General features: G+C 62.4%; 26 protein-coding genes and 1 other RNA gene. 14 read left to right on the top strand and 13 right to left on the bottom strand.

Annotated elements, in window-relative coordinates; all coding sequences use genetic code 11:
• Positions 1–38 precede the first annotated feature (38 nt).
• On the bottom strand, positions 39–932 hold the full coding sequence (gene nudC / locus V0U79_RS03920; protein ID WP_330198162.1) for an NAD(+) diphosphatase: 894 nt from the start codon (positions 930–932) through the stop codon (positions 39–41).
• 119 nt (positions 933–1,051) lie between these two features.
• Between nudC and V0U79_RS03915 the strand changes: the two genes are divergently transcribed.
• The 8 genes from V0U79_RS03915 to recR all read left to right on the top strand — a co-directional run bounded on the left by V0U79_RS03915 (position 1,052) and on the right by recR (position 8,323).
• Entirely contained in the window at positions 1,052–1,252 is a 201-nt protein-coding gene (locus V0U79_RS03915) for a hypothetical protein (protein ID WP_330198161.1), read from the top strand.
• 59 nt (positions 1,253–1,311) lie between these two features.
• On the top strand, positions 1,312–2,913 hold the full coding sequence (locus V0U79_RS03910) for a L,D-transpeptidase family protein (RefSeq protein WP_330198160.1): 1,602 nt from the start codon (positions 1,312–1,314) through the stop codon (positions 2,911–2,913).
• Positions 2,861–3,817, top strand: coding sequence for a D-Ala-D-Ala carboxypeptidase family metallohydrolase (locus tag V0U79_RS03905; protein WP_330198159.1), 957 nt, complete (start codon positions 2,861–2,863; stop codon positions 3,815–3,817). The genes V0U79_RS03910 and V0U79_RS03905 overlap by 53 nt, the downstream gene beginning before the upstream one ends.
• Before the next feature lie 87 nt (positions 3,818–3,904).
• Positions 3,905–5,473, top strand: coding sequence for a vWA domain-containing protein (locus V0U79_RS03900; protein WP_330198158.1), 1,569 nt, complete (start codon positions 3,905–3,907; stop codon positions 5,471–5,473).
• A gap of 45 nt (positions 5,474–5,518) precedes the next feature.
• Positions 5,519–5,616: signal recognition particle sRNA small type (ffs, locus tag V0U79_RS03895), an RNA gene on the top strand.
• 29 nt (positions 5,617–5,645) lie between these two features.
• Positions 5,646–7,388 carry a DNA polymerase III subunit gamma/tau gene (locus V0U79_RS03890; protein ID WP_330198157.1) on the top strand — a complete coding sequence of 581 codons (1,743 nt, stop codon included), beginning with the start codon at positions 5,646–5,648 and terminating at the stop codon, positions 7,386–7,388.
• Positions 7,385–7,708: a YbaB/EbfC family nucleoid-associated protein gene (locus V0U79_RS03885; RefSeq protein WP_330198156.1), complete on the top strand. Its 324-nt coding sequence runs from the start codon at positions 7,385–7,387 to the stop codon at positions 7,706–7,708. Before V0U79_RS03890 ends, V0U79_RS03885 begins: the two co-directional genes overlap by 4 nt.
• A gap of 9 nt (positions 7,709–7,717) precedes the next feature.
• Entirely contained in the window at positions 7,718–8,323 is a 606-nt protein-coding gene (recR, locus tag V0U79_RS03880) for a recombination mediator RecR (RefSeq protein WP_330198155.1), read from the top strand.
• Here recR and V0U79_RS03875 read toward each other — a convergent pair.
• A complete protein-coding gene (locus V0U79_RS03875; protein ID WP_330198154.1) occupies positions 8,320–9,453 on the bottom strand; it encodes a GNAT family N-acetyltransferase in 1,134 nt (377 codons plus the stop codon). The genes recR and V0U79_RS03875 overlap by 4 nt on opposite strands.
• Positions 9,454–9,505: 52 nt before the next feature.
• Positions 9,506–10,609 (bottom strand): DNA recombination protein RmuC, encoded by a 1,104-nt coding sequence (locus V0U79_RS03870; RefSeq protein WP_330198153.1) that lies wholly within the window; start codon positions 10,607–10,609, stop codon positions 9,506–9,508.
• 105 nt (positions 10,610–10,714) lie between these two features.
• Between V0U79_RS03870 and def the strand changes: the two genes are divergently transcribed.
• From def to truA, 4 genes are read left to right on the top strand one after another with little or no spacing between them, the layout of a single operon-like run.
• Positions 10,715–11,242, top strand: coding sequence for a peptide deformylase (def, locus tag V0U79_RS03865; protein ID WP_330198152.1), 528 nt, complete (start codon positions 10,715–10,717; stop codon positions 11,240–11,242).
• A complete protein-coding gene (locus V0U79_RS03860) occupies positions 11,239–11,817 on the top strand; it encodes a hypothetical protein (protein WP_330198151.1) in 579 nt (192 codons plus the stop codon). Before def ends, V0U79_RS03860 begins: the two co-directional genes overlap by 4 nt.
• A gap of 48 nt (positions 11,818–11,865) precedes the next feature.
• The gene (gene fmt / locus V0U79_RS03855) at positions 11,866–12,798 is read left to right on the top strand and encodes a methionyl-tRNA formyltransferase (RefSeq protein WP_330198150.1); all 933 of its coding nucleotides are present in this window, start codon (positions 11,866–11,868) and stop codon (positions 12,796–12,798) included.
• Positions 12,798–13,541 carry a tRNA pseudouridine(38-40) synthase TruA gene (truA, locus tag V0U79_RS03850; RefSeq protein WP_330198149.1) on the top strand — a complete coding sequence of 248 codons (744 nt, stop codon included), beginning with the start codon at positions 12,798–12,800 and terminating at the stop codon, positions 13,539–13,541. The genes fmt and truA overlap by 1 nt, the downstream gene beginning before the upstream one ends.
• On the opposite strand, the gene V0U79_RS03845 is transcribed toward truA, so the two are convergent.
• From V0U79_RS03845 to rpmH, 9 genes are all read right to left on the bottom strand, one after another.
• Positions 13,538–14,110: a hypothetical protein gene (locus V0U79_RS03845; RefSeq protein ID WP_330198148.1), complete on the bottom strand. Its 573-nt coding sequence runs from the start codon at positions 14,108–14,110 to the stop codon at positions 13,538–13,540. The genes truA and V0U79_RS03845 overlap by 4 nt on opposite strands.
• On the bottom strand, positions 14,107–15,249 hold the full coding sequence (gene dapE / locus V0U79_RS03840) for a succinyl-diaminopimelate desuccinylase (RefSeq protein WP_330198147.1): 1,143 nt from the start codon (positions 15,247–15,249) through the stop codon (positions 14,107–14,109). The genes V0U79_RS03845 and dapE overlap by 4 nt, the downstream gene beginning before the upstream one ends.
• Positions 15,250–16,077: a 2,3,4,5-tetrahydropyridine-2,6-dicarboxylate N-succinyltransferase gene (dapD, locus tag V0U79_RS03835; protein WP_330198146.1), complete on the bottom strand. Its 828-nt coding sequence runs from the start codon at positions 16,075–16,077 to the stop codon at positions 15,250–15,252. It abuts the gene before it with no gap.
• Positions 16,074–16,769, bottom strand: coding sequence for a pyrimidine 5'-nucleotidase (locus V0U79_RS03830; protein WP_330198145.1), 696 nt, complete (start codon positions 16,767–16,769; stop codon positions 16,074–16,076). Before V0U79_RS03830 ends, dapD begins: the two co-directional genes overlap by 4 nt.
• Entirely contained in the window at positions 16,766–17,776 is a 1,011-nt protein-coding gene (locus tag V0U79_RS03825; protein ID WP_330198144.1) for a DUF1036 domain-containing protein, read from the bottom strand. Before V0U79_RS03825 ends, V0U79_RS03830 begins: the two co-directional genes overlap by 4 nt.
• A 9-nt stretch (positions 17,777–17,785) precedes the next feature.
• A complete protein-coding gene (yihA, locus tag V0U79_RS03820) occupies positions 17,786–18,364 on the bottom strand; it encodes a ribosome biogenesis GTP-binding protein YihA/YsxC (RefSeq protein WP_330198143.1) in 579 nt (192 codons plus the stop codon).
• Positions 18,365–18,429: 65 nt separating this feature from the next.
• Positions 18,430–20,193, bottom strand: a complete 1,764-nt coding sequence (gene yidC, locus V0U79_RS03815) for a membrane protein insertase YidC (RefSeq protein ID WP_330198142.1) — start codon at positions 20,191–20,193, stop codon at positions 18,430–18,432.
• A 15-nt stretch (positions 20,194–20,208) separates the two neighbouring features.
• Positions 20,209–20,556, bottom strand: a complete 348-nt coding sequence (rnpA, locus tag V0U79_RS03810; RefSeq protein WP_330198343.1) for a ribonuclease P protein component — start codon at positions 20,554–20,556, stop codon at positions 20,209–20,211.
• Positions 20,557–20,591: 35 nt separating this feature from the next.
• Positions 20,592–20,726 carry a 50S ribosomal protein L34 gene (gene rpmH, locus V0U79_RS03805; RefSeq protein ID WP_330198141.1) on the bottom strand — a complete coding sequence of 45 codons (135 nt, stop codon included), beginning with the start codon at positions 20,724–20,726 and terminating at the stop codon, positions 20,592–20,594.
• A gap of 131 nt (positions 20,727–20,857) precedes the next feature.
• Between rpmH and V0U79_RS03800 the strand changes: the two genes are divergently transcribed.
• Positions 20,858–22,312 carry a sensor histidine kinase gene (locus V0U79_RS03800; RefSeq protein WP_330198140.1) on the top strand — a complete coding sequence of 485 codons (1,455 nt, stop codon included), beginning with the start codon at positions 20,858–20,860 and terminating at the stop codon, positions 22,310–22,312.
• Here the strand turns inward: V0U79_RS03800 and ggt are convergent.
• Positions 22,290–24,011 (bottom strand): gamma-glutamyltransferase, encoded by a 1,722-nt coding sequence (ggt, locus tag V0U79_RS03795; protein WP_330198139.1) that lies wholly within the window; start codon positions 24,009–24,011, stop codon positions 22,290–22,292. The two genes, V0U79_RS03800 and ggt, sit on opposite strands and share 23 nt — an antisense overlap.
• A gap of 65 nt (positions 24,012–24,076) precedes the next feature.
• Between ggt and V0U79_RS03790 the strand changes: the two genes are divergently transcribed.
• Entirely contained in the window at positions 24,077–25,063 is a 987-nt protein-coding gene (locus V0U79_RS03790; protein WP_330198138.1) for a P1 family peptidase, read from the top strand.
• Positions 25,064–25,128: the final 65 nt, after the last annotated feature.

The following is a 25,128-nucleotide window of genomic DNA, read 5'->3' as shown; positions in this document are numbered from 1 at the left end:
TGCCCGATGGCCGCGCTGTCACAGCGCGGCCATTTGCTTTAGCGGGACACCCAGACTTCCAGCAGACGGCGGGCAATGGCGATACTGGGTGGCACGTCCGCCTCCGGGTGCTGACCCGACAACATGTCGTGAATCTCTTCGCGGGAGAACCAGCGGGCCGATTCGATCTCATGGGTATCGACCTTGATATCGACCGTAATGGCCTCAATGATCACGGCGAGCATCAGGGAGGACGCAAAGGGCCAGGGTTGATCGGCGATCAGTTCCGCGGATGCGGGATCGCATTGCAGTCCAGCCTCTTCCCAGACTTCACGGGCGGCGGCCTGGGCAATGGTTTCACCCGGCTCCATGAAGCCCGCGAGCGCCGACCACATGCGCGGCGGCCAGCTCGACTGGCGGCCCAGAAGGCACCAGTCATCCTTGACCACCAGCATGATGGCGACCGGGTCGACGCGCGGGAAATGCTCGGTTCCGCATGACATGCAAAGCCGTTTGCGGCCGGCTTCCAGTTCGGTGGTCAGGGTTCCGCAATTCGAACAGAAGCGATTTTTCCGCCGCCATTCGATCAGCGACCGGGCCTGCGCCAGAATGCCGGTCTCCTCGATCGGCAGCTGCATGGCCGCGGTCCGTGTGTCGGTGAAGTCCGCGCCCTCGGCCTCGGCGTCAGGGTCAACGTCCACAGCATAAAGCGGTTCACCATTTTCCAGCCCCAGCAGGATCGGCGTATCGACCTGCTTCAATGTCAGGGCTTTGCCCATGGGCCAGCGAGCCAACCGGCCATTATCGCCAATCACGGGGTCCGCCCGGCGGAACGGGATGGCCGTGGCTCCTTCTGCCGTTTGCAGTTCCGCCAGCCTATCCGCATTGCGTCGGATATCCTCGGCCCGGTCGAGCGGGGAGAGGCAGAAAGCCAGTGGCGTGGACGGGTTCATGATCGGCTCTCCGGACGGAACGGCCCTCACATATGAAGCAGGCCGGAGGGCAGGTAAACCGGTTGACTCTTTTCTGCAATTAAGAACTAATCGCAATATATTTGATCAAGGAGGAGACCGTGGCGCGTGAAATCCGGATCGGGGGTGTACCCACCGACAGTGCTGCCAATGCCGCCAATATTGCGGTGCGGGACTGGTTGGAGACCCAGGCTCGCATTGCCGCCTATTGGCGCGACATACTGGTCGATCAGAACGGTGATCTCGACCTGATCGAAGCGCTGGATGCCCACGCGCTGTTTCTGAGATCCGCCACGGGCTGAATTCCGGCAGCGTCAATTTGCGCGAGGCAGTTCGTGCAATTCTGGGCTAGTCTGCCGGCATGTTCAGATTCCTGCTGATATTCCTGATGTTATCGGTGCCCTTGCCATTGGTGCACGCGCAATCTGCGTCATGGACGGGCCCTGACCGGTCCGGGGCGCTGGAATCCCTTCTGGCCGAAGTGCAGGCGGCGGAAAGTCATGGCCTCCACAGTGCGGATTATTTTGTAGACCAGCTGGAAGCCATTGATCCCGAGATTCCGGATCCGGCCAGTGATGCTTTTGCCGAACAGGTCTTCCGGGCCTTCGGCGAAGATTTGCTGAATGGCCGGCTAGATCCCCTGCTGCTGGACGAGCATTGGCCTTTCCCGCCGCAAGCCGTGGACATGGACCGTCTGGTCGAGTGGGCGCTGGAGACCGGCGAGAGTGATATCATTCTTGAAATGCTGGCCCCGCGTTCGCCGGACTATTTGATGCTTCGCCTGGAACTGGCGCGGTGGCGGCATCAGGATGATCGTGACTGGCTCCCCATATTGCATGAGGGTGATCCGCTGGAAGCCGGAGACAATGGCCCGGTCGTTCAGGCTGTCCGGGCGCGTCTGGTGCGGCTGGGGTGGCTGGCGTCAGACAGTCCTGTCGTGCCATTAGCGGAAACCCCGGCCAGCTTCGAAGGTCTCGAGGCCGAGCCGGACTTTGATAGGGATATGGAAGACGCCATCCGGCGGATGCAGACTTCTGCGCGCCTCACGCCAGACGGGCTGATCGGTCCCGCGACGCTGGCCTGGCTGAACCGCACACCATCGGACCGCATCGATACGCTCCGGGTCAATCTTGAACGCCTGCGCTGGATGCCGGATGATCTCGGCCCGGTGCATATCGCGGTCAATGTTCCCGATTTTACCCTGCAGGTGGTCGAGAATGGTCATATCGTGCAGCGGCATAATGTGATCGTTGGGCGGGAATCCCGTCCGTCGCCGGTGCTGACCGCCCGCATGGCCTACATGATCGTCAATCCCTGGTGGGAAACCCCGCCATCACTGGCCGTGCGGGACGAGCTGCCACTGTTCCGGCGCGACCCGGGGGCCGTTGACCGGCTGGGTTTCCAGATCCTCGACCGGTCAGGCAATGAGGTGGATCCCTCGACCATCAACTGGTCCGAGGTCAGCGCGCGGAACTTTCCCTACCGGTTGCGCCAGCGGCCGGGTCCGCTGAATGCGCTGGGCGTTGTGAAGTTCATCTTCCCCAACCCGCACAGCACTTTCCTGCACGACACGCCCGGGCGGCACCGGTTTGCCGAGATGCCGCGAGCCCTTTCGTCAGGATGTGTGCGTGTGCAGGACGCGCCCCAACTGGCGGAATGGGTGGTGCGCTTTGCCGCTGCGGATCCCGACAGACCGTCAGTCGACACTCTGATTGAGGCTGGCAATGAGGTGCGCATCAATTTTTCGTCCGAAATTCGTGTTCATTTCCTGTACTTTACCGCTTTCAGCGAGGGTGGGTCTTCCGTCCGCTTTGTGCGAGACCTATATCAGAGAGACCACACTGTTATTGAGGCTTTGAATGCGCCGCGCCCGAATCCTGAATTCCGCCGTCCTTGGCCTGAGCCTGGTCATGTCGTCTTCCGCCGCGATGGCGACGGATACGCCACCGAGTGCTCGGGCTGACGCATCGTCTGTCCGTCCGGCATTCGATGCGGGCCGGCTGGGTTTTTCTGTCCGGATCAATGACCGGGTCGAGACCGATTATTCGATCTTCTCCGTCATGGCGATGCCCGGCGATACGGTCACGCTAGGGGCCGAATACGGGGCGCGTTTTTCCAGCCAGAACACTCCATTGACGCCGGTTGAGGGTGTGGTCTCCTGGCAGGCCCCGGACACGCCCGGTCATCATGTGATCGAGATTGCCGGTGCCACCGGTGAGGTCATGCGCCTCAATATCTTCGTTCTGCACCCGGCTGACGAGATCGAGGGCGGTGCCCTGCATGGCTATGCCATCGGCGCCTATCCGGAAACGCCCTATCGCGGGCATGATGCCTATTTGCCGCCGGAAGGCTTTATCGGCGTGCCACCGGAGCTGCGTGATCTGCCGATCTCCCCGCACTTCACGCTGGGCCAGTTCCTTTGCAAGCAGGAGGGCGGACCCGAGCGTTTCGCGATTGTACGCGAGGATCTCCTCCTCAAGCTGGAATGGCTGCTGGCCGAGGTAAATGATCATGGCTGGCGCACGGACGGCTTTGTCGTCATGAGCGGCTATCGCACCCCGTCCTACAATGCGGCGATCGGCAATGGCCGTTATTCGCGCCACGTCTATGGCGGGGCGGCGGATATCTATATCGACGAGGATGGTGACGGGATCATGGATGATCTCAACGGCGATGGCGTGCTCGACCGCCGGGATGCCGGTGCGCTCTATGATCTGGTTGATCGCCTGCTGGGTGATCCGGATCACACCCACTTCCATGGCGGACTGGGTGAATACGGCTCGACCTCGGCGCATGGACCCTTCGTGCATGTCGACGAACGCGGCTGGAATGCCCGCTGGGGCCGGTCGACCTCGGGCGCCCGCTAGACACATTTTCTATTCAGCCTTCCCGAACGGGGCCACCTGGCCCCTCCAAATGTGCTATGTCGGAGTCCGGATCAGGGGAGGTCTGGCATGAAATTCCATCTTGCGAGTGCCGCATTGTCCTTGGGCCTGGCCGCATCGGCTCTGGCCCAGACCAGCGTTGAACCCGTCGAAAACGGTATCGATGCCTGTCCGGCCTTCGACATCATTCAGCAGCGCATTCTTGAAGTCGTGCGGGGTGTTTCCTTTGAAGGCAGCGAGGACGTCGCGCCGGAAGGTGAAGGCCCGATTGCGGTCCAGTTCATTCTCGATGCGTCGGGATCGATGGGCGCGTCGGCCGGCAACCGGACCAAGATGGAAATCGCGCGGACCGCTTTCATCAATGCGCTGGATGTGATCGAGAACGCCAACATCATCGCTTCGCTGCGCGCCTATGGATTTGATTCGAGCGTCGAGCACACCGCCGAGGCCTCCTGCCCCAACACAGAGCAACTGACCGGCTTTCTCTCCGGTGATATGAGCGCAATGGGTGCTGCGGCAGCCGACCTCTCGCCCTATGGCTATACACCGATTGCCACCAGTCTTGAGGCGGCCGCCGCCGATCTCGCCTCGCAGGAGGCGCGTGAACGGCTGATCGTGCTGTTGAGCGATGGCGAGGAGACCTGCCATGGCGATCCGGTGGCCACGGCGGCAAGCCTGCGGAACCAGGCGATCAATGTCTCGGCCTATGTCGTCGGGTTTGATCTTGACCCCGAACAGGAAGCCCAGATGCGGGCAGTCGCCGAAGCGGCTGGCGGGCGTTACATCAATGCGCCGGATGCCGATGCGCTGGCCGAGGCGATGCGGGAAGTCGCCGGCATGACGGTCAGCCGGTCCGAGCGCCAACTGATCCGCTGTGAAAACCCGGTCGAGGGCGGGCTGACGCCGGAGACAGCCATTCCGCTGGAGCCGGGTATCTACACTATCGGTGAATTGCTGCCGCGGGGTGAGTATCGCTATTTCCGTATTGATACGGCGGAAGGCGAAATGGGCGTCGTGCGCGGCCTTCTGCAAAGCTATGCCTATACAGGCGAGGATGACAGCGCGGTCGAATCCGCGGCCTCGCTGGGGGCGATGACCATCCGGATACTGGACCCGCAGGGCGAACGCGCCGGGTCCGGCTTCCCGCGAGAGCGCAATCTGCCGGGCGAGAGCCTCACCGGCTATTATGTCGATACCAGCGGTGAGGGCTTCATCATCGGCATTGGTGACAATTACGAACGCACCAGTCCGCTCAGCCTGTTCGAGATCGCCATCGAGGATGCATCCGACAATGGAGCGGGCGATGCCGATTCCGAACGCGAGGGTGTCTATCCGGCGCTGGCGCCGGGTGAAACCGGAACCGGGCTCATTGGCCATGATGATCTCATCGATCTCTGGCAGATTGATGTGTCCGGGCCCGTGGATGTTCTGGTCGACCTGGAAAATGACGAGATGCGTTTCGGCGTGACGGTCTTCGATGCGGATACCGGGCGCCGGGTGCAGCGCGAGCGGCCGGAACCGGGCGAACACAGCTTTGCCATCGAGGCGGACGCGCCCGTGATCGTTGAAATCTCGACACAGGAACCGCGGCTGGCCTCCCGCCATAGCCGTTATCGGATCAGCATCAGCGAACGCTGACTCCTTGCCCTTGCTATAGGGCGCGCGAAAGCCGATATTGGGGGTGGAAGACCGGCGCGGACGGACGCCTCGCCAACCCGGTCAGGTCCGGAAGGAAGCAGCCGTAACGAGTTTTGCTCCGGGTCGCTGTCCGGTCTTCCACCTAACTCCGGAATCAGCCCAACAAGGTGATATGGACGACGCGCCCGAACAGATGACGGACACCGATCCGGGGCCGTCTCTGGGGCTCGATCTCCCGGAGGATGATGCCGGCTATCAGGTGCTGGCGCGCAAATACCGTCCCACACGTTTTGAAGATCTGATTGGCCAGGAAGCCATGGTGAGAACGCTCACCAATGCGTTCAAGACCGGCCGGATTGCTCATGCTTACATGCTGACCGGCGTACGCGGTGTCGGGAAAACCACGACGGCGCGGCTGATTGCGCGGGCCCTGAACTATCTGACTGACGATGTCGATCAGCCGTCAATCGCGCTGGATCCACCAGGTGTACATTGCGAGGCCATCCAGAAGGGCAGCCATGTCGATGTGATGGAGATGGACGCCGCGTCTCGGACAGGCGTTGGTGATATTCGCGAAATCCTTGAAGGCGTGCGCTATGCGCCGGTCTCGGCGCGCTACAAGGTCTATGTGATCGACGAAGTTCACATGCTGTCGAATTCGGCTTTCAACGCGCTTCTGAAGACGCTGGAAGAGCCGCCACCGCATGTGAAATTCATCTTCGCGACGACTGAAATCCGCAAGGTGCCGGTGACGGTGCTATCACGTTGTCAGCGGTTTGACCTGAAACGCGTCGACCGCGATGTGCTGACCGGACATCTGGACCGGATTGCCGAAAACGAAGGCGCCTCGGTGGCCGAGGATGGTCTCGCTTTGATTGCCCGCGCCGCCGAAGGCTCGGTGCGCGATGCGCTGTCGCTTCTGGACCAGGCTATCGTGCAGGGCGAAGGCGAGGACGGGCCTGTCAGCGCCTTGCAGGTGCGAGACATGCTGGGACTGGCAGACCGGGCGCGAGTGCTGGATTTGCTGGAAGCCGCATTGGCCGGTGATCATGCCAGGGCGCTTTCCGAGATGGCTTCGCTTTATGATTCCGGCGGCGACCCGGCGATCATCACCCGCGACTGCCTCGACTATGTCCACGCCATCACCCGCGTGAAGGCTGCCGGGCCGGACACCGATCTGGCCGAGGCGAAAGAAACCGTCCAGCGGCTTGTTGCTTTGGCCGATAATCTGTCGATCGCCCAACTGACCCGGCTCTGGAAGATTCTGCTGGTCGGGCTGGAAGATGTCCGCCGGGCGCCCGATCCTCTGTCGGCCGCCGAAATGACACTATTGCGGTTGGGGTCGGCGGCTTCGCTGCCCTCGCCGGAAGATGCAGCCAAAATGCTGCGCGGTGAAATGGAGGCCGCCCCCTCCGCCCCAAAGTCTGAGCCGGCGCCTGCGCCGGAACCGGCCCCGGTGGCGCAGATGGAAGTCGAGGCCGAGCCAGCCGCTCCGCTTGAAAACGCTCCGGCGTCCCTCGATGAACTCCATGAGGCGATGAGTGAACGCGCCGATGCGCATCTGCGCTCGGATATTACCCGTTTCGTCCGGCCGATCTCCTTCAAGCCGGGCAAGATCGTTTTCGAGCCTGCCGAACATGCGCCGCCGGATCTGGCGCAAAGGCTGGCGAAATGGCTGCAAGACCGGACCGGTTCGACCTGGGCGGTGCTGCCGACACATGACAGCCGCGGCGGCGAGACCATCCGCGAGCGGCAAAAGCGCGAGGAACGCGAGCATCTGGAGCGGGTGGCGCGTGATCCCGCTATCGCCAAGGCGATGCGCCTTTTCCCGGGCGCCGAGATCGTCTCGGTGACGAAGCCTGATACCGAAGACAATGAAGATGGAGCCGCGGCCAGCGCGGAGGGCCAGTCATGAAAGACCTGATGGGTTTGATGAAGCAGGCGCAGGAACTGCAAAAGCGCATGCAGGAAGCTCAGGCGCGCCTCGATGATGAAGAAGCCACGGGTGAATCCGGCGCTGGTCTCGTCCGCGTGACCCTGTCTGCCAAGGGCGACATGAAGCGGATCGAGCTGGACCCGACCATTCTGGTCGCCAGCGAAAAAGAGGTGGTCGAAGACCTGATCTCGGCCGCGCATGCCGATGCCCGCCGCAAGGCCGAGGACATCCAGGCGCGGGTAATGAAGGAAGCGGCCGGCGACATGCCGCTGCCGCCCGGCTTCTCCTTTCCGGGATAGGTCACGCGCGTGTCGAATTATTCCGCCGGACCCGAAATTGAACGCCTGATCCAACTGCTGGCCAAGCTGCCAGGGCTGGGCCCGCGATCAGCGCGGCGCGTGGCGCTGCACCTGCTGAAAAAGCGTGAAGCCCTGATGGGTCCGCTGGCCGAAGCCCTGTCGGAGGCCGCCGACAAGATCACCGCCTGTTCCACTTGCGGTAATCTGGATGTCTCCGATCCGTGCGCGATCTGCGCGGCGCCGGGACGCGATCCGTCGGTGATCTGCGTGGTCGAGACCGTTGGCGATATCTGGGCGCTGGAACGGGCGGGGGCCTTCAAGGGGCGCTATCACGTTCTGGGCGGGGTCTTGTCACCGCTGGACGGGGTGCGGCCGGATGATCTGAACATTGGCCGCCTGCTGGAGCGCGCCGCAGCTCCGGAGATCACCGAGATCGTTCTGGCTCTCAACGCCACGGTCGATGGCCAGACCACCGCGCATTATCTGTCCGACCGGCTGGACGGGCTGGATGTCACCATCACCAGCCTTGCCCGCGGCGTGCCGGTGGGCGGTGAGCTGGATTATCTGGATGATGGAACGCTGGCAGCAGCGTTTAAGTCACGGCGGCCGGCCTAGGCGGCTCTTGGCGGGTTCCGCAACGCCTTGGCAAAAATGGCGAGTGCCGCGCCCATATCGGGTTCGAAGGCGCTGATCTGCGCCCAGCGGCGGCGCGCCCGAGCCGGCAGTTCGCTCAGCTTGCCCGGCAGGATGCTGGCGGCGGTTTCCGCGATATCCCAGGTCCGGATGCCGAGCGCGGCAAAGCTCGGGGCGATGGCGCGGCCGGTATCCAGCGGGACTTCATAGGATGCGTAATAGGTCTTGTAGTGGGCTCCGCCCTTGCCGAGATCGACGCGGGAGAGGCCGAATTCCGGCGCCGCGTGGAAGATTTCATGCAGGAGGAGAAGGCCGGGAGAGACCTTGGCGAAGCGCTCGTCATAGGCCGGGAACCAGGAGTGATAGACACCACTAGCGCGCAGGCCAAATTCAACGGCGGCCAGATGGTCGCCAAACCACAGCGAATAGACCTCGCCGCGGAAAGCGGGATCTTCAAGCCGGTTGAGGTTTTCAATCAACTGGCGCGCCCAGCCGACATTGAAGACGTCCAGTTTTCCCGTGCGGTCATACTGTTCGGATTTCCACGATGTCAGCGTGTCCAGAAGCCGGCCATCGGGATCGCCGCTCTGAAGGCGCAGCGGGCCAAAATCGCGCTCGGCATTGCGGCGGCGGCGCTCGATCTTCTTGAATTGCGATTTGTGGGCGGCCTTTCGGCCTTCGAAATAGGCGTCTGGTCCATCGGAGAGATCGACCACAACCGAGCCATCGCGTTCGCGCGTATCCATTGAGGCGCAATCAGAGCCGTTCCACCAGTTTTCGAAGGCCATGAAGCCGCCGCCGATCCGGGTCAGGAAATCGCCGGCGCAGAAGCTGGTGCCCGGCTTTGTGACGACACCCTGATAGTCCGACATGGGCGAGCCCACGGGCCGGATACCGAGGCGGCGCGGGGCATGATAGGCGAAATAGCCGATGGTCTCGTCGTCTTCGCTGATAAGGGCGACCTGCACATCTGAACGCACATTGGCTACGGCGATGGCAAAGTCCGGCAGAAGATAGGGGCTGACCGGCTGGCCATCCTGGCACGCCCAGTCGCGCCATTGCTCCAGCTGAGCCTGTGACAAGTCCCGGATCGAAACGCTTTTCACGCGCATTCTGCCTCTCCCGTTTCGCTTTGACGGGGAAAAGCAAGAAAGATGCCGGTTTCTAGGCGCCGGGCAGGGCTTTTCCGGGGGTCTCGTCTTCAAGATCGACCTCGGCGATTTTCTCGCCCTTGGCTATGATCTTGCCGGTGGAAATCCTGATGTCACTGACATCGCGAACGGCCATGTCGAAATGGCGCTGTAGCTTGTCGACGCGGTCGTCGAGACGGCGGACATCGTCGACCATTTTTCCGACTTCCGCCTGGATCAAATGGGCCTGTTTGTGCATCTCGGCATCGCGCAGCACGGCGCGCACCGTATTGAGGATGGCCATCAGCGTGGTAGGCGATACCACCAGCACCTTGCGGGCGCGGCCGTGATCGACCAAATCCGGGAAGTCGGCATGAATGGTCGCATAGACGGCCTCGGACGGAACGAACATCAGTGCTGTGTCGGCGGTTTCGCCAGGGATGAGATATTTCCCGGCAATGGCATCGAGATGTTTTTTTACATCGGCTGTAAAAGCTCGGGACGCCGAGAGCTTCGTGGCCTCGTCGGTGGCGCCGACCAGATTGCGATAGGCCTCCAGGGGGAACTTCGCATCCACGGCGATCGGGCCGGGTGGCTGGGGCAGGATGATCAACGCGTCGGGCCGCTTTCCGGTCGATAATGTGTGCTGGAAATCGAAGGCCGATGGCGGCAAGAGGCTTTCGATCACGTCCTTCAGCTGAACCTCGCCGAAGGCGCCGCGAGCCTGCTTGTTCGACAGGATCTGTTTCAGCCCGGTCACCTCACCAGAAAGTTCCGAGATATTCTTCTGGGCAGCATCAATCAGGGCGAGGCGTTCGTTCAGTGTCTGCAGCGACTGCGCCGTGCGCTGGGTCTGTTCGCCCAGACTGTCGCCAACCCGTTTGGTGACCGCATCCAGGCGCTCATTCATGGATTTCTGGAGCTCGGTTCGGCCTGATTGCTGGTCATTTGCGATCTGGGTGAGGCGACCCTGCAATTCGGCATTGGCGCGCGACAATTCGGCAATCGCAGCGGCCACGCCGTCATCTCCCTTGTTCTTGCGAAACAACAGGGCTGCCAGTCCGGCGCCAGCCAGAACGGCCAGCACCAACAGGCCGGCTGCGTAGGGCAGAAAGCCCGGATCGATTGTCTCGGCCATGCAGCCTCTCCGTTTCCAGCCCCGCAGTATTGCTGATTCGGCAGTTTCTGACTTGGTGGGCAACTGTGACTTGAACCCCGCCGTCCGCTCGCATACCTATGCAGCATGGCAGTACGCGAGATTCTCACCGTTCCCAATCCGGTTCTGAAACAGAAATCGGAGCCCGTCGATATAGTCGACGAAGAGCTCCGGTCGCTGATGGATGACATGCTGGATTCGATGTATGCCGCCGATGGTATCGGCCTGGCTGCGGTACAGATCGGCGTGCCCAAGCGTGTTATCGTGATGGATCTCGACTGGGGCAAGGGCGAGCGCAATCCGCGTTATTTCGTCAATCCGGTCCTGTCTGATCCCTCCGACAACAAGCTGCCCTATGAAGAGGGGTGCCTCTCCGTGCCGACCTATTTCGACGAGGTCGAGCGCCCGGACCGGATCCGGATTGATTATCTGGACTATGACGGCAAGCCGCAGACCGAGATTGCCGAGGGCATGTTTGCCGTGTGCATCCAACACGAGATGGACCATCTCGAAGGCGTGCTCTTCATCGACCATCTCTCGCGGCTGAAGCGTCAGCGCGCCGTTCAGAAGGTCAAGAAATTCGTCAAAACCCGCGAACAGGACGACGCTGCATGATCCGATTAGTGACCGCCATGGCGGTGCCGGCGCTGCTGGCCGCCTGTACGCCTCCGCCGGATGAGGTGCAGGCCGCGACCCTGTTTGATGCGCTGCAAGCCTATTGCGGGCAGGCGTTCGAGGGCGCTGTCGCCAGCGAGGATCCGCGCGATGCGGACTGGGCCGGCCAGACGCTCACCATGCATGTGCGCGAGTGCTCGGATAATGAGATCCGCATCCCCCTGCATGTCGGTGAAGACCGCTCGCGCACCTGGGTAGTGTCGCGCACGGAGGCCGGTTTCCGTCTGAAGCATGACCATCGCCACGAGGATGGTTCGGAAGATGTGCTGACCCAGTATGGTGGCGACAGTTCCACAGTATCGGACTCGCGTGTCGAGTTTCCGGCTGACCCGTTCAGCCGCGATTTGTTCGAGCGCGAAGGCATTCCGGCCTCGTCGGAGAATGTCTGGCTGATGCAGATTGAGGGTGAGAGCTTCACCTACGGGCTCGACCGTCCGGGCCGCACATTCCGCGCCGTGTTTGATCTCTCCACGCCCGTGGACGCCCCGCCTGCGCCTTGGGGTTTCGAGGACTGACCGCCGCCAAGGCTTGATCTTTCCCGCCCGATTGGCTCAAACGCCGCCATGACGCTTCGCCTTGCCTTCATGGGAACACCCGACTTTGCCGCTGCCTCACTGGCCGAGATTGCCGCAGCCGGCCACGACATTGTGCGCGTCTATACCCAGCCGCCGCGCCGCCGCGGGCGCGGGAAGGAAGAGCGCAAGACACCAGTCCATGAACTGGCCGAAACGCTGGGGCTGGAGGTGCACACGCCGGACAGCTTCCGCGATCCGGAGGTTCTGGCCGACTTCGCCGGTCTGGATCTCGATCTGGCGGCGGTCGTTGCCTATGGCCAGATCCTGCCGAAAGCCGCACTGGAGGCGCCGCACCTGGGCTGTCTGAACCTTCACGCGTCGCTCTTGCCGCGCTGGCGCGGGGCGGCACCGATCCAGCGGGCCATCATGGCAGGTGATGAAAAGACCGGCGTCCAGATCATGCAGATGGCGGAGGGGCTGGATACCGGGCCGATCCTGTTGTCCGAAACAGTGCGAATCTTTCCCTTCGATACGGCCGGCAGCCTGCATGACCGGCTGATGGCGACGGGTGCCCAGATGTGGCCGCGCGCTCTGGCCGCGCTGGAACGCGGCTCGCTGGAAGCGGTGGCGCAATCGGATGATGGCGCGACCTATGCGAAGAAAATCTCCAATGACGAGGCGCGCATCGACTGGTCGCGCCAGGCCACGGATGTCGCCAACCAGATCCGTGGCCTTTCGCCCTTTCCGGGAGCGTGGTTCGAACTGCCCACATCCAAAGGCCGGTCCCGCGTGAAAGTCCATCTGGCAAAAGTCGAGGAGGGTGAGGGCGCGCCCGGCACCGCGCTGGACGATGAATTGCTGGTCGCCTGTGGTGATGAGGCGGTGCGTCTGACGCGGCTGCAACGCGAGGGCAAATCGGCCATGGAGGCGGACGAGTTCTTGCGTGGCAATGCGCTGCCCGCCGGCACGGTGCTGGACTGATGCCGCGCTACAAGCTGACGATTGAGTATGACGGATCAGCCTTCATGGGCTGGCAATGGCAGGATCATGGCCCGTCCATCCAGGGCAGTTTGCAACGCGCTGCCGGACAACTGAACGGCTCGCCGGTGGAGGTGATCGGGGCGGGCCGCACCGATAGCGGCGTTCATGCGCTGGGGCAGGTAGCCCATCTTGATCTGGACAAGGAATTGCGGACCGACACGGTGCGTGATGCCGTCAACCAGCACCTCAAGCCGGACCTCATTGCCGTGCTGGATTGCGAGCAGGTGGACGAGGATTTCCACGCCCGCTTTTCGGCCACGAAGCGGCATTACATCTATCGCATCATTGACCGCCGCCCGCCCCTGACGCTGGACAAAGGCAAGATCTGGCGAGTGCCGGTGAAGCTGGATGTGGACGCCATGCATCAGGCCGCACAGAGGCTGGCCGGCCAGCATGATTTCTCGACGTTTCGCGATGCCCAGTGTCAGGCGGATTCGCCCGTGAAAACGCTGGATGCCATCGCTGTGCGCCGGGTGGCGGACGAGGTGGAGCTGACCTGTTCGGCCCTGTCCTTCCTGCACCGGCAGGTGCGCTCGATCACCGGGTCGCTGGTCGAGATCGGCCGGGGCAAATGGACCGAGACGGATCTGGTGCAGGCTCTGAAGGCACGCGACCGCTCACGCTGCGGACCGGTGGCACCGGCTGACGGGCTGTACCTGGAAAAGGTGGATTATCCGGCCTAGGGCAGCAACTGGATGATCATGAAGTCAATGAAGACGGGAATGAGGCCCATGGCGATGCCAGCGCCCAGCGGGAGGCCCAGTGCCGAAACGGCCACCCGCACATGGACGAAAATCCTCAGCATGAAATAGCCGAGCGTGTAGACGGTGGCGGCGGCCTGCGCGTTCATGATGCCTGACAGGTAGAAAGCAAACATCAGAGCCTGGACCAGGAACAGGAACATCACCGCCCAGTTATGCAACACGATCCAGTGCACGAAGCGATGCTTGACCCCGGCCAGGCGGGTCAGGAAGACCGCCAGCACGGGAAAGACCAGCCAGATCCGGACAAGATCGAGCAGGAATTCGCCGGGCGAATAGGTGAAGTTTGCACCCGGGGACAATTCGGCGGACAGGCGAACCGCGCCCTGAAGCGTGAACCAGAAGACCGGCAGTGTCAGGAATATGGCAGAAAAGCTGCGCACCAGACCGGCGGCGGTGAGATTCACGCGCTGGTCCCAGTCCGCACGGAAGGACAGGGCCCGCATTACGGCCGTCAGGCCCATCCAGGCTTCCGCAATCAGCCGGATCATGCGCCCAGCCCGAAATAGGCGCGGATCAGGCGCGCATAGATGCGGGTCAGCGTCTCGATATCGGCAATGTCCACGCGCTCATCCACCTGGTGCATGGTCGCACCGACGAGGCCGAACTCGGCAACCTGCGCATAATCCTTGATGAAGCGGGCATCGGATGTGCCGCCGCCGGTATTCATGGCCGGGGTGCGGCCGGTCTCGGCTTCCACGGCGGCTTTCAATGCATCAGTGAAATGATCCGGTGTGGACAGGAAAGCCTCGCCGGTCACTTTCAGATCCAGCTCGATCCGGCCTTCAAAACCAAGGCCGATGGATTTGGCCTCATCCTCTATCCAGCGCTTCAGATCATCGCCCTTATGGGCCGTGTTGAAACGGATATTGAACTTTGCCCGCGCCTCGGCCGGGATCACATTGTGCGGCTCATTGCCGACATCAATTGAGGTCACCTCCAGATTGCTGGCCTGGAAGTGCGGCGCGCCATCATCGAGTTTCCGCGCCAGCAGGGCGTTCAGCAATTCGATGAGTTTGGGAACCGGGTTCTCGGCGCGCTCGGGATAGGCGACATGGCCCTGCCGGCCGATCACGCGGATCACGCCATTCAGGCTGCCGCGGCGGCCCACCTTGATGGTATCGCCCATATGATGCGGATTGGTCGGTTCACCGACGAGCACATGATCATAGCGCTCGCCCTCTTCATGCAGGGCTTCCATCAGTTTCTTCGTACCGTTGACGGCCGGGCCTTCCTCATCGCCGGTGATCAGGAAGACGATCGAGCCGGGAATGTCATGGGCAGACTGAACGCGTTCCACGGCGGCGACCATGGCGGCCAGAGCGCCCTTCATGTCAGCCGCACCACGGCCCCAGAGGACACCCTCCTCGATCCGGGCTTCGAACGGACCTTTCGTCCAGGCGGCATCATCGCCGGGCGGGACGACATCGACATGGCCGGCAAAGCCCAGCACCGGACCTTCGGTGCCCAGCCGGGCATAGAGATTATCGACCTCGTCGAACGGATAGCGTTTCGCCGTAAAGCCGAGTTTCACCAACGCCCCTTGAAGCACGTCCATCACGCCTTCATCGCGCGGCGTCACGGAGGGCGCGCGGATCAGGGCCTGGGCGAGGGGAAGGGGATCGGACATCTAATCGCGCAGAAGCTCGTTAATGCCGGTCTTGGCGCGGGTCTTCTCATCGACCGTCTTGACGATCACCGCGCAGGCGAGCGACGGACCACCCTTCGGGTCGGGGAGCGTGCCGGGTGCGACCACGGCATAGGGCGGCACCTCGCCATAGGTGATCTTGCCGGTGGCGCGATCGACAATCTTGGTTGAGCCGGAAATGAAAACGCCCATCGCCAGCACCGCGCCTTCGCGCACGATCACGCCTTCCACCACTTCCGAACGCGCGCCGATGAAGGCGCCGTCCTCGATTATGGTCGGATTGGCTTGCAAGGGTTCCAGCACGCCGCCAATGCCGGCCCCGGCAGAAACGTGGACATTCTTCCCGATCTGCGCGCAGGAGCCGATACTGGCCCAGGTATCGACCATCGAGCCTTCACCGACATAGGCGCCGATATTGACGTAGGACGGCATCAGCACGGCGCCGGGCGCAATGAAGGCACCGCGGCGCACAGCGCAGGGCGGTACGGCCCGGAAACCTGCGGCCTTGAACTCGGCCTCGCCCCAGCCGTCGAATTTGGAGGGCACCTTGTCCCACCATTTCGCACCGCCTATGCCGCCGCTGATCTCGGCCATCGGATTGAGGCGGAAGGACAGGAGGACGGCTTTCTTCAGCCATTGATTGACGACCCAGCTGGCGCTGGACTTCTCCGCGACCCGGGCCTTGCCACCATCAAGCAGAGCGATGGCCTGTGCGACCGCATCGGCGACTTCCGAATTCAGCGCGCCGTCCTGGTCGCGCCGGTCCCAGGCGTCGTCGATAATCGAGGCAAGGCGGGCAGTATCAGTCATGCAGCTTGGTCTTTCGTTCGGGCGGTCGAGAGGAAAGTCTTCAGACAATCGGCGGCGAAATGGACATGGTCGGGATGATCGTCCGGACCGGCACTTTCTTCGTCACGCGGACCGGGACGGGCGCGCACCAGGATCGTCGTCCAGCCCAGTTCATAGGCGGTCTTCAGATTCCGGATGGAGTCCTCGAAGAAGGCGCTTTCCGGTCCCTTCACGTCAAAGCGCCGGGAAAAGATCTCGAAACCTTCCAGATGTGGCTTGGGTTTGAACCCGGCGGCCTCGACATCGAACATGTCGTCGAAGCAGTCATGCAGACCCAGCTTGTCGCAGATCTGCTCGGCATGTTTCAGCGAGCCATTTGTATAGACATAACGCTTGCCGGGCAGGTCACGGATATGACGGGCCAGTTCCGGGTCGGGCGTAATTACGCTGTGATCGATATCGTGTACGAAATCGAGGAAGTCGCGCCCGTCCGGTACCTGTCCGTTGGCCATCAGACCGTTGAGCGTCGTCCCATAATTGCGCCAGTAATCTTTCTGTACCTTGCGGGCATTCTCATGGTCGAGATCGAGCAGGCGGGCGACATATTCTGTCATCCGGCGGTCAACCTGCGCCATCACTTCGGCATCGGACGGGTACAAGGTGTTGTCCAGGTCAAAGACCCAGGTCGAGATATGCGACAGGTCGGCACTCATTCCTGAGGCTCCACCGGGGCCGTCCGTTCCAGAACACGGAAATCATTGATCGTCAGCGCAATCCGGCTGGTCCCGTCCACCGGATCCGGAATAATGCGGAACAGACCGGTGCCATAACCGCGTCCGGCGCATTCCGTGCGGCCCTCGGCAACAAAGCGCGAGGGTGAATAACAAAAAGATTCCGTACCGCCCTGGAGGCGGCCGGGCGTATCGCCCGTACGCTCGGCATAGAACCAGGCATTGGCTTCATCGAGATGCTCGGCCAGAAGACGCGCACAACCGCCGGCATCAAGCCGCCACCAGCCGCGGGATTCCCATTCCTCATTGCGTTGACGGCCGAGCGCGACGGCGATGCGGCCCTCGGTCTCGTTGCAGATGACAAGGCCGGCATCTGCATTTCGCCGGATGGCAGCCGCCTCCAGCGCGTCAATCAGTTCGGCTCTGGGAGGTGTGCTCGGGAGTCCCTCAGCCTGAACAAAGGCCGAGATTGCGCGGAAGGTGCGCCGGCCCTCAAGCCCGTCAATGGTGCGGATATCAAAGCCGGCATCGCGCAATAGACGCTGGGTACCGGCTTCCTGGGCGTCATCGCCATAGTCGGCCGGTTCGACCAGCACGGTCCGCAAGCGGTGGTCCCCGCGCAAAATGTCGAAGCCCCGCCGGTCAAGGCCAAGCGATTCGCAATCGCTGACGCCTTCCACGGCGAAATCCGAAGCCCCGACGCACAGATCAAGCTGGCCGCCCCATTCGCGCACGCCGCCCAGATAGGCTGCAGTCGATCGGGCATAGAAGAGGAGTGGGCGGTCGCTTTCGGGGTCGAATGTCGGCCCGGACTCAACGCATTCACCGGGCCGGACACGGGTCCAGCCTTCCACGGCGATCTCCGAGCTTTCGGTGACCCAGCCGAGTGCGACTTCGACAATGAAGCTGGTTTCATTGCAAATGTCGGCAGCCCGTGCGGGCGCCGCCGGCAAAAGGAGTAGAGCGATAAACAGGGCGCGCAGGATCATGAGTCCAATCTAGCCTGAAAACTCCGTCGTGAATGCGGCAATTGCATCGCGCAGATCATCCAGACCGGTTTTCTTGGTCGAGGATGTCGCGATAATTTCCGGATAGGCTGCCGGCCGCTTGGCGAGCTGGCCCAGCGTCGTCGCTGTGATCCTGTCCTGCTCGGCCGTTTTCAGCTTGTCCGCCTTGGTCAGCACGATCTGATAGCTCACGGCAGCTTCGTCCAGCCCGTCCATCATGACGGTGTCGGTCTGCTTCAGGCCGTGGCGGGCATCGACCAGCAGATAGACCCGCTTCAGATTGGGCCGGCCTTTCAGAAAAGCCTCCGTCAGACGGGTCCAGACCTGGGCGGTTTTCTTCGGTGCCTTGGCAAAGCCGTAACCCGGCAGATCGACCAGCCGGATTTCGCCACCGAGATTGAAGAAATTCAACTCGCGTGTACGGCCGGGTTCACCGGACGCCCGCGCCAGCTGCCGGCGATTGGTCAGCGCATTGATCAGGCTGGATTTCCCGACATTGGAACGGCCCCAGAAGGCGACCTCGGGCATGTCGGCGGGCGGCAGGCCCTGCAGGTCGACCGCGCCCTTCATGAAGTCGCAGGGACGTGCAAACAGCGCCCGGCCGCGCCCGGCGCCCGGAAGGCCGGGCTCGCCGGTCAGCTGGTTTCTCCACCACGATTGCGCAGGCGGGCAATCAGCTTGTCGAGCTGGGTATCCACACCCTGACGCCGCATGATGATGTATTGCTGCACTACCGACAGGAAGTTGTTCCAAGCCCAGTAGATCACCAGACCCACAGCGAACTTGGCCAGCACGAAGGTGAAGACCAGCGGCAGGAAGGCGAAGATCCGCTGTTGCATCTTGTCTGGCGGCGGCGGGTTCAGCGATTGCTGGGCCCACATGGTGATACCCATGATGATCGGCCACGCCCCCAGCGCCAGAACACCGCCGATCAGCGGCATGCCTGAGGGGTCATAGGGCAGAAGGCCAAACAGATTCCAGAGATTCGTCGGATCCGGTGCGGACAGGTCCTGTACCCAGCCCGGGAAGGGCTGATGGCGCATTTCCAGTGTCACGAACAGGGTCTTGTAGAGGGCGTAGAAAACCGGAATCTGGAACAATATGGGCAGGCAGCCTGCCAGCGGATTGACCTTCTCGCGCTGATAAAGCGCGATGATTTCCTGTTGCTGCTTTTGCTTGTCGTCTTCGAAGCGGTCGCGGATTTCCTGCATTTTCGGCTGCAGATTCCGCATCTTTGCCATCGACACATAGGCGCGGTTGGCGAGAGGGAAGAAGAGCAGCTTGACCAGAACGGTCACCGCCAGAATGGCAAAGCCGATGCCGCCCAGATAACCGGAAAGCATGTGCAGCAGCCAGAAGTACGGGCGCGTCAGGAACCAGAACATGCCCCAGTCAACCGCCATGTCGAAACGGGAAATGCCGAGATCATCCTCATAGGCCTGGAGCAGGTCGACGCGTTTGGCGCCGGCAAAGATGCGAGCTGTGGTTTCCAGCGTTTCGCCCGGTGCCAGTTCGATCGGCTGGGTGACATAACCCGACTGATAGGTGTCCGGCCCCTGGCGGCCGATCAGCCGCAGCGAGCCTTCGATTTCCATGGTCTGATCGGGAATGACGGCCGCCATCCAGTATTTGTCCGTAATGCCCAGCCAGCCGCCGGCGCCGCTCTCGGTGACCTCATCACCCGGATCCATGTCGCGATAGCCACGGTCCCGAAGCTGTGAGCCGACGACGCCGATCGGGCCTTCATGCAGAATGAAGAAGGGGTTCCACGGTGCCGGCGGTTCGCCATCACGGCGTACACGCGCAAAACGCGACAGGTTTGCCGGTGTGGTCGAGGTATTCTCGATGACATCGGCATAGGTGAACATATAATTCTCGTCGAGCGAGATGGTGCGGCGGAAGACCAGACCGTCGCTGCCGCGATATTCCAGCACGACCGGGGTGTCCGGGGTCAGTTGATCGCCCGAGACCAGTGCCCAGTTGGCGTTGAAGCCGGGGGCATCCGCCGGGCCGTCGCCAATCGCTTGCCAGCCATCCTGTGCATAGAAGGCATTCGCGCCGTCACGACGGCGAAGGAATTCGACCGGCGTTTCGTCATCAACCCCGGTATCGTAACGCTCCAGCCGCAATTCATCGATGCGCGTGCCGGTCAGGGACAGTGAGCCGGTCACAGCCTCGCTGACAATCTCGATACGCTGTTCCTCGGTAGTGGCGGCCTCGACGTTTTCGGTCGTATCCGAAGCGAGTTGCGTGATCTCGGCCTGAACCGCTTCGTTCTGCTCGGCAGCCAGTTCTGCCTGGCGGCGCTCGTTCATCGGGCCGAGCACGAAGATCTGATACGGGATCAGGATCGCAGCCGAGATAACAATGGCGAGGATGATGTTGCGGTTTTCGCCCATGATTGGGTGTCCCGATCAGTTCTGTTCTTTGCGTTCGCCCTTGTCCGGGCGGGCGAGGGTTTGCAGCGCCTGCGTGACATCGTCAAGCAAACGCGGCCATTCCCGTCCCGCCGTGGAGGCACGGGCGATGAACACATAGTCATTCCCGGCCTGTCCGTGGAGGGGCAATAGCAGCCTGGCCGCCTCTTTTAGCCGCCTTTTCGCACGATTGCGGACGACGGCTCCGCCAATTTTGCGGGTTGCAGTAAAGCCGACGCGGATTTCGCCGGGCGGGCAGTGGCCCTCGCGGGCCTGGATCACAATGCTGGAACGGACGGCTTTGCGGCCCTGGGCCACATATAGAAAATCCCGCCTGACGCGCAGGCGGGATATCCTGATTTCGGTATCGCTGTTAGCGATCAGGCCGACAACCGCTTGCGGCCCCGGGCGCGGCGGCGTGCCAGAACCTGACGGCCTGCCTTGGTCGCCATACGCGCGCGGAAGCCGTGCCGACGCTTGCGGACCAGCTTGGAAGGTTGGAATGTACGTTTCACTGCACGCGCTCCATTACATGGGCAAATCTCGAGAGGCGCGGTCAATACGCGAGTGATTACGGGGCGTCAAGGGCGTATCCCTCGCTTGTTCAGCAGCGCCTTGTGGGCTATCGGCTGGATGTACGAGGGATATGACAAAGACGCCACCTTCCCCCCGAGCGACGCAGCGTGTCGAGCAGGCTGCGATTGCTGCCGCCCGCGCAGTTTTTGAAAGCCTGCCGGGGCGGCTTCTATTGTTCACCCTTGTCTTTGTCATGCTGGCCCAGCTTCTGATCTTTCTGCCGCTGGCCGCACAATTCCGGACCAATTGGCTGACCGACCAGGCCGAGACCGCCTTCATCGCCGCGTTGGCGGCAGATGTGGCCGAAGGCGGAACGCTGGGTGATATGGAGGTCAGCGAACTGCTGGAAGCTTCTGACGCCGTGGCCGTGGCGCGGGAGACAGAAGGCCGCAACGAGCTGGTATTGCAGGGCGGACCGATCGATGCGCCGCTGATCGTCGCGGATCTGCGCAGCGAAGCCTGGGCCAGGCGAATCTCTGCGGCGGCGGGCACTTTCATTTCGTCAGGTAACCGGTTTTTGCGAATTATCGCCAATCCGCAGGCGCGCCCGGAGGATACGATCGATGTCATCGTGCCGGAAATGGCGTTGCGCGAGGATCTGATCGCCTATTCGGCCAGCCTGTTCCAGCTCTCCCTGTTTATCGCCATTGTGACCGGGATCTTGCTTTATGTGACGCTGCTTTACGCCTTTGTGCGCCCGATGCGGCAGCTGGCCGCCGACATGGCGAGCTTCCAGCAGGATCCGATGGACCCCAAGCGCGCCATCGTGCCGGAAAACCGCAAGGACGAGATCGGCGAGGCGCAGCGGGCGCTGGCCGCCATGCAGGAAGATGTGCGTACCGCCCTGAAACAGCGCGAGCGGCTGGCGGCCCTGGGCTCGGCGGTTTCCAAGATCAATCATGATTTGCGCAATGTGCTGGCCTCGGCGCAGCTGGTCTCCGACCGGCTGGTGTCGTTCGAGGATGAGCGTGTGCGCAAGATGGGTGCACGCATGGTGCGGGCCGTGGGCCGGGGGATCCGCCTGACCGAGGCGACGCTTCAATACGGCAAAGCCGAGGAAAGCCCGCCCCAGCCGGTTCCACTGGATCTGCGCGGGGCGCTGGATGAGGCTGCCGCCGATGCCATGGCGACTGAAAGCGAAGGTGCAGGCCTGTGGGTCAATGTGATCGAGGAAGGTACGATCATTCAGGCCGATCCCGACCATGTTCACCGCATATTCCTGAATCTCTTCCGAAACGCTCTGCAGGCGATGACGGCGGTGGAGGCCGAACTGAAGCTGGCGGTCAAGTCTGGCGAAGAGGACGGCTATATCCGGATCGAGGTCGAGGATGCCGGTCCGGGCCTGCACGCGAAGGCGAGGGAAAACCTGTTCCAGCCCTTCACTTCATCGACCCGGCGCGAAGGCACGGGGCTGGGCCTGAGCACGGCGCGCGAACTCGCGCGCGCCCATGGCGGTGATATCGTGCTGGTCCGTACGGGTGAGGACGGAACCGTGTTTGCGGTTACTCTGCCGAAGGCGGAGTAAGTTCTCCCACCACGCCTTCACGCCGTGGATCAGCGCCGCCGATCAACGTGCCATCCTCCAGCCGGCGAATACTGTGGATACCGGAGTTTTCCGAGCGGTTGGCGTCCAGCGTGAAGCCCAGCGCTTCCAACTGCGTGGCGATCTCCGCCGGGAAGGTTTCTTCCAACCGCACCACATTGCCGCGCGCGACGACATTGGGCAGCTCGATTGCCTCCTGCGGTGTCAGACCCCAGTCCAGCATGCCAACCAGCGTCTTGGCCGTATAGGCGATGATGGATGCCCCGCCCGGCGAGCCGGTAGTCAGGACAAATTCGCCATTTTCATCGAACACGATGGAGGGCGAGAGCGAGGAACGCGGACGCTTTCCGGCAGCCGGGGCGTTGGCCGTCAGCTCGCCATTTTCATTGCGGGCGCGGAAGTTGAAATCGGTCAGCTGGTTATTCAGGAAAAAGCCGCCGGCCATGCGGTTGGAGCCGAAGAGAAACTCCACTGTCGTGGTCATGGAGACAATATTGCCCTGATGGTCGACCACTGTGAAATGGCTCGTGCCGGGCATTCCGGCCTCTCCCGCTGAAACATCGGGAATCGCCGTGTCGCGATCGATCAGGGCGGCGCGGGCGTCGATATACTCATCCGACAGAAGCGTTTCGACCGGAATATCGGTGAAAGCCGGATCGCCGATATATTCATCGCGGTCAGCATAGGCGAGGCGGCTCGCCTCGATGAAGCGGCGCCAGCCTTCAACCGTGTCGGGGCCGGTGGACGCCATGTCGAAATTTTCCAGCATTCCCATGATTTCGTTGACGATCACGCCGCCGGACGCCGGGGGCGGTGCCGAGCAGATTTCATAGTCGCGATAATCCCGGCAAAGGGGCTGGCGAATGGCCGGCCTGTAGTTCGCCAGGTCCTCAACGCTCATATTCCCCGGGATCGGGCTGGCATTGACGGCGTCGACAATGTCAAACGCCAGCGGACCCTCGTAGAAATAGCGCCAGTCGGCGGCGATGTGGCGCAGCGTGTTGGCATATTCCGGATTGCGCAGGATGTGACCGACCGGCCAGGCATTACCTTCCTCGTCGAAGAAATAGGCCTGCATGTCCGGCGTGGTCGAAACGTCGCGCATCTGGCCGACGCGGACCATGAAGCCCTGCATGCGCGGGCTGATGGCAAAGCCGTCTTCTGCCAGTGCCTCGGCAAAGGTGAAATTGTCGGACCAGGCGCGCGCGCCGTGGTCGTCATGCGCCAGGGCCAGCATGGCAATCACGCCAGGCACGCCGACAGCGCGGCCGGACGTCCACGCCGTCAAAAAGGGAAGCGGCTCGCCATTCTCGTCCAGCCAGTGGTCCTCATGGGTGGAGGCTGGCGCCATTTCCCGCCCGTCATAAACCGTGGTTTCGCCCGAGGCGGCGTCGTAATAGAGCATGAAAGCCCCACCACCGATGCCGCTCGATTGCGGTTCCACCAGCGACAATGTGGTCTGGATGGCGATGGCGGCATCGATTGCATTGCCGCCGTTTCTCAGCGCTTCCAGACCCGCCTCGGTGGCATGCGGATTGGCGGAGGCGACCATGGCCGGGCCGCTCTCCTGTGCAACGGCCTCCCCTCGGAAGGGGAGGTGGAAATCGGCGAGGCCGACATCCGGCAGGCTGGAACAGGCTGTCGTGAAGGCGAACAGCGAAATTACGAGATACCGGATCAAGTGACTTGCTCCCAATCGTGTCGATGGCACCATAGCGCGCAACGCAAACAGCGGAAGGCCTTCATATGGCAAAGCCCGGATCCAGGAATGCGATTACCGACGTGCCCGGCATCCAGGTCGGACAGGCCCATGATGAAAGTGTGCGCACCGGGGTGACGGTGATATTGCCGGACCAGCGGGCGGCCTGCGGCGTGGATGTGCGCGGTGGTGGCCCGGGCACGCGTGAAACCGATGCGGTGCAGCCGCACACACTCGTCGATGCGATTGATGCCATTGTTCTGTCTGGCGGGTCTTCCTACGGGCTCGCTGCAGCCGATGGTGTAGCGGCAGCACTGGGCAGCCGGCGGCGCGGTTTTGAACTGTTCCCGAGCCCGGAAATTCCGGTTTCGCCGGTGGTTCCTGCGGCCATCCTCTATGATCTCGCCAATGGCGGAGACAAGGATTGGGGAGAAGCAACGCCCTATCCCGGCCTTGGCCGCGAGGCGCTGGCGAATGTGTCCGGCGAGGTTCGTGAAGGCCGTGCGGGTGCCGGCTACGGCGCCAGTGCCGGGCGTTTGGCTGGCGGGGTCGGAACCGCCAGCGTGGTCACACATGATGGCTATACAATCGGGGCCATTGTGGCGGTCAATTGTTTCGGCTCTGTGCGGGTGCCGGGCAGCGACGCCTATTGGGCTGCGCCCTACGAGATCGACAATGAGTTTGGCGGTGTGCCCCTGCCATCCGGACCTTTCGATCCGGACGATTGGGGCGATGCCAAGTTCAATCCGGCGGCCGGAACCAATACGACCATTGCCTGTATCGCAACGGATGCCGTGCTGGATCCGGCTGGCTGCATGCGTATGGCGCAGATGGCATCGGCGGGGTTTGCGCGGGCGATCCGGCCGGTTTTCACGCCGCTGGATGGAGACACGGTGTTTGCGCTAGCGACCGGCGGCAAGGAGATGGCCGAGCCGTCCGCCTTCACGCTGTCCCGCCTGGGGTCGCTGGCCGCCGACTGCCTGGCGCGGGCGATCGCAAAGGGGGTTCACGCGGCGCAGGCCGCGCGCGCCTAACGGTGCTTCGCGCTTGCACAAAAACCCCGGTCTGCGCCATAATTTAACTGCGAGGGGAGTTCTTG

Origin of the sequence: Hyphobacterium lacteum (assembly GCF_036330345.1) — a bacterium.
In the GTDB taxonomy this organism is placed as follows: domain Bacteria; phylum Pseudomonadota; class Alphaproteobacteria; order Caulobacterales; family Maricaulaceae; genus Hyphobacterium; species Hyphobacterium lacteum.
Note: the sequence above shows the minus strand (reverse complement) of the source record. Positions and strands in the feature narration are given on the sequence as shown.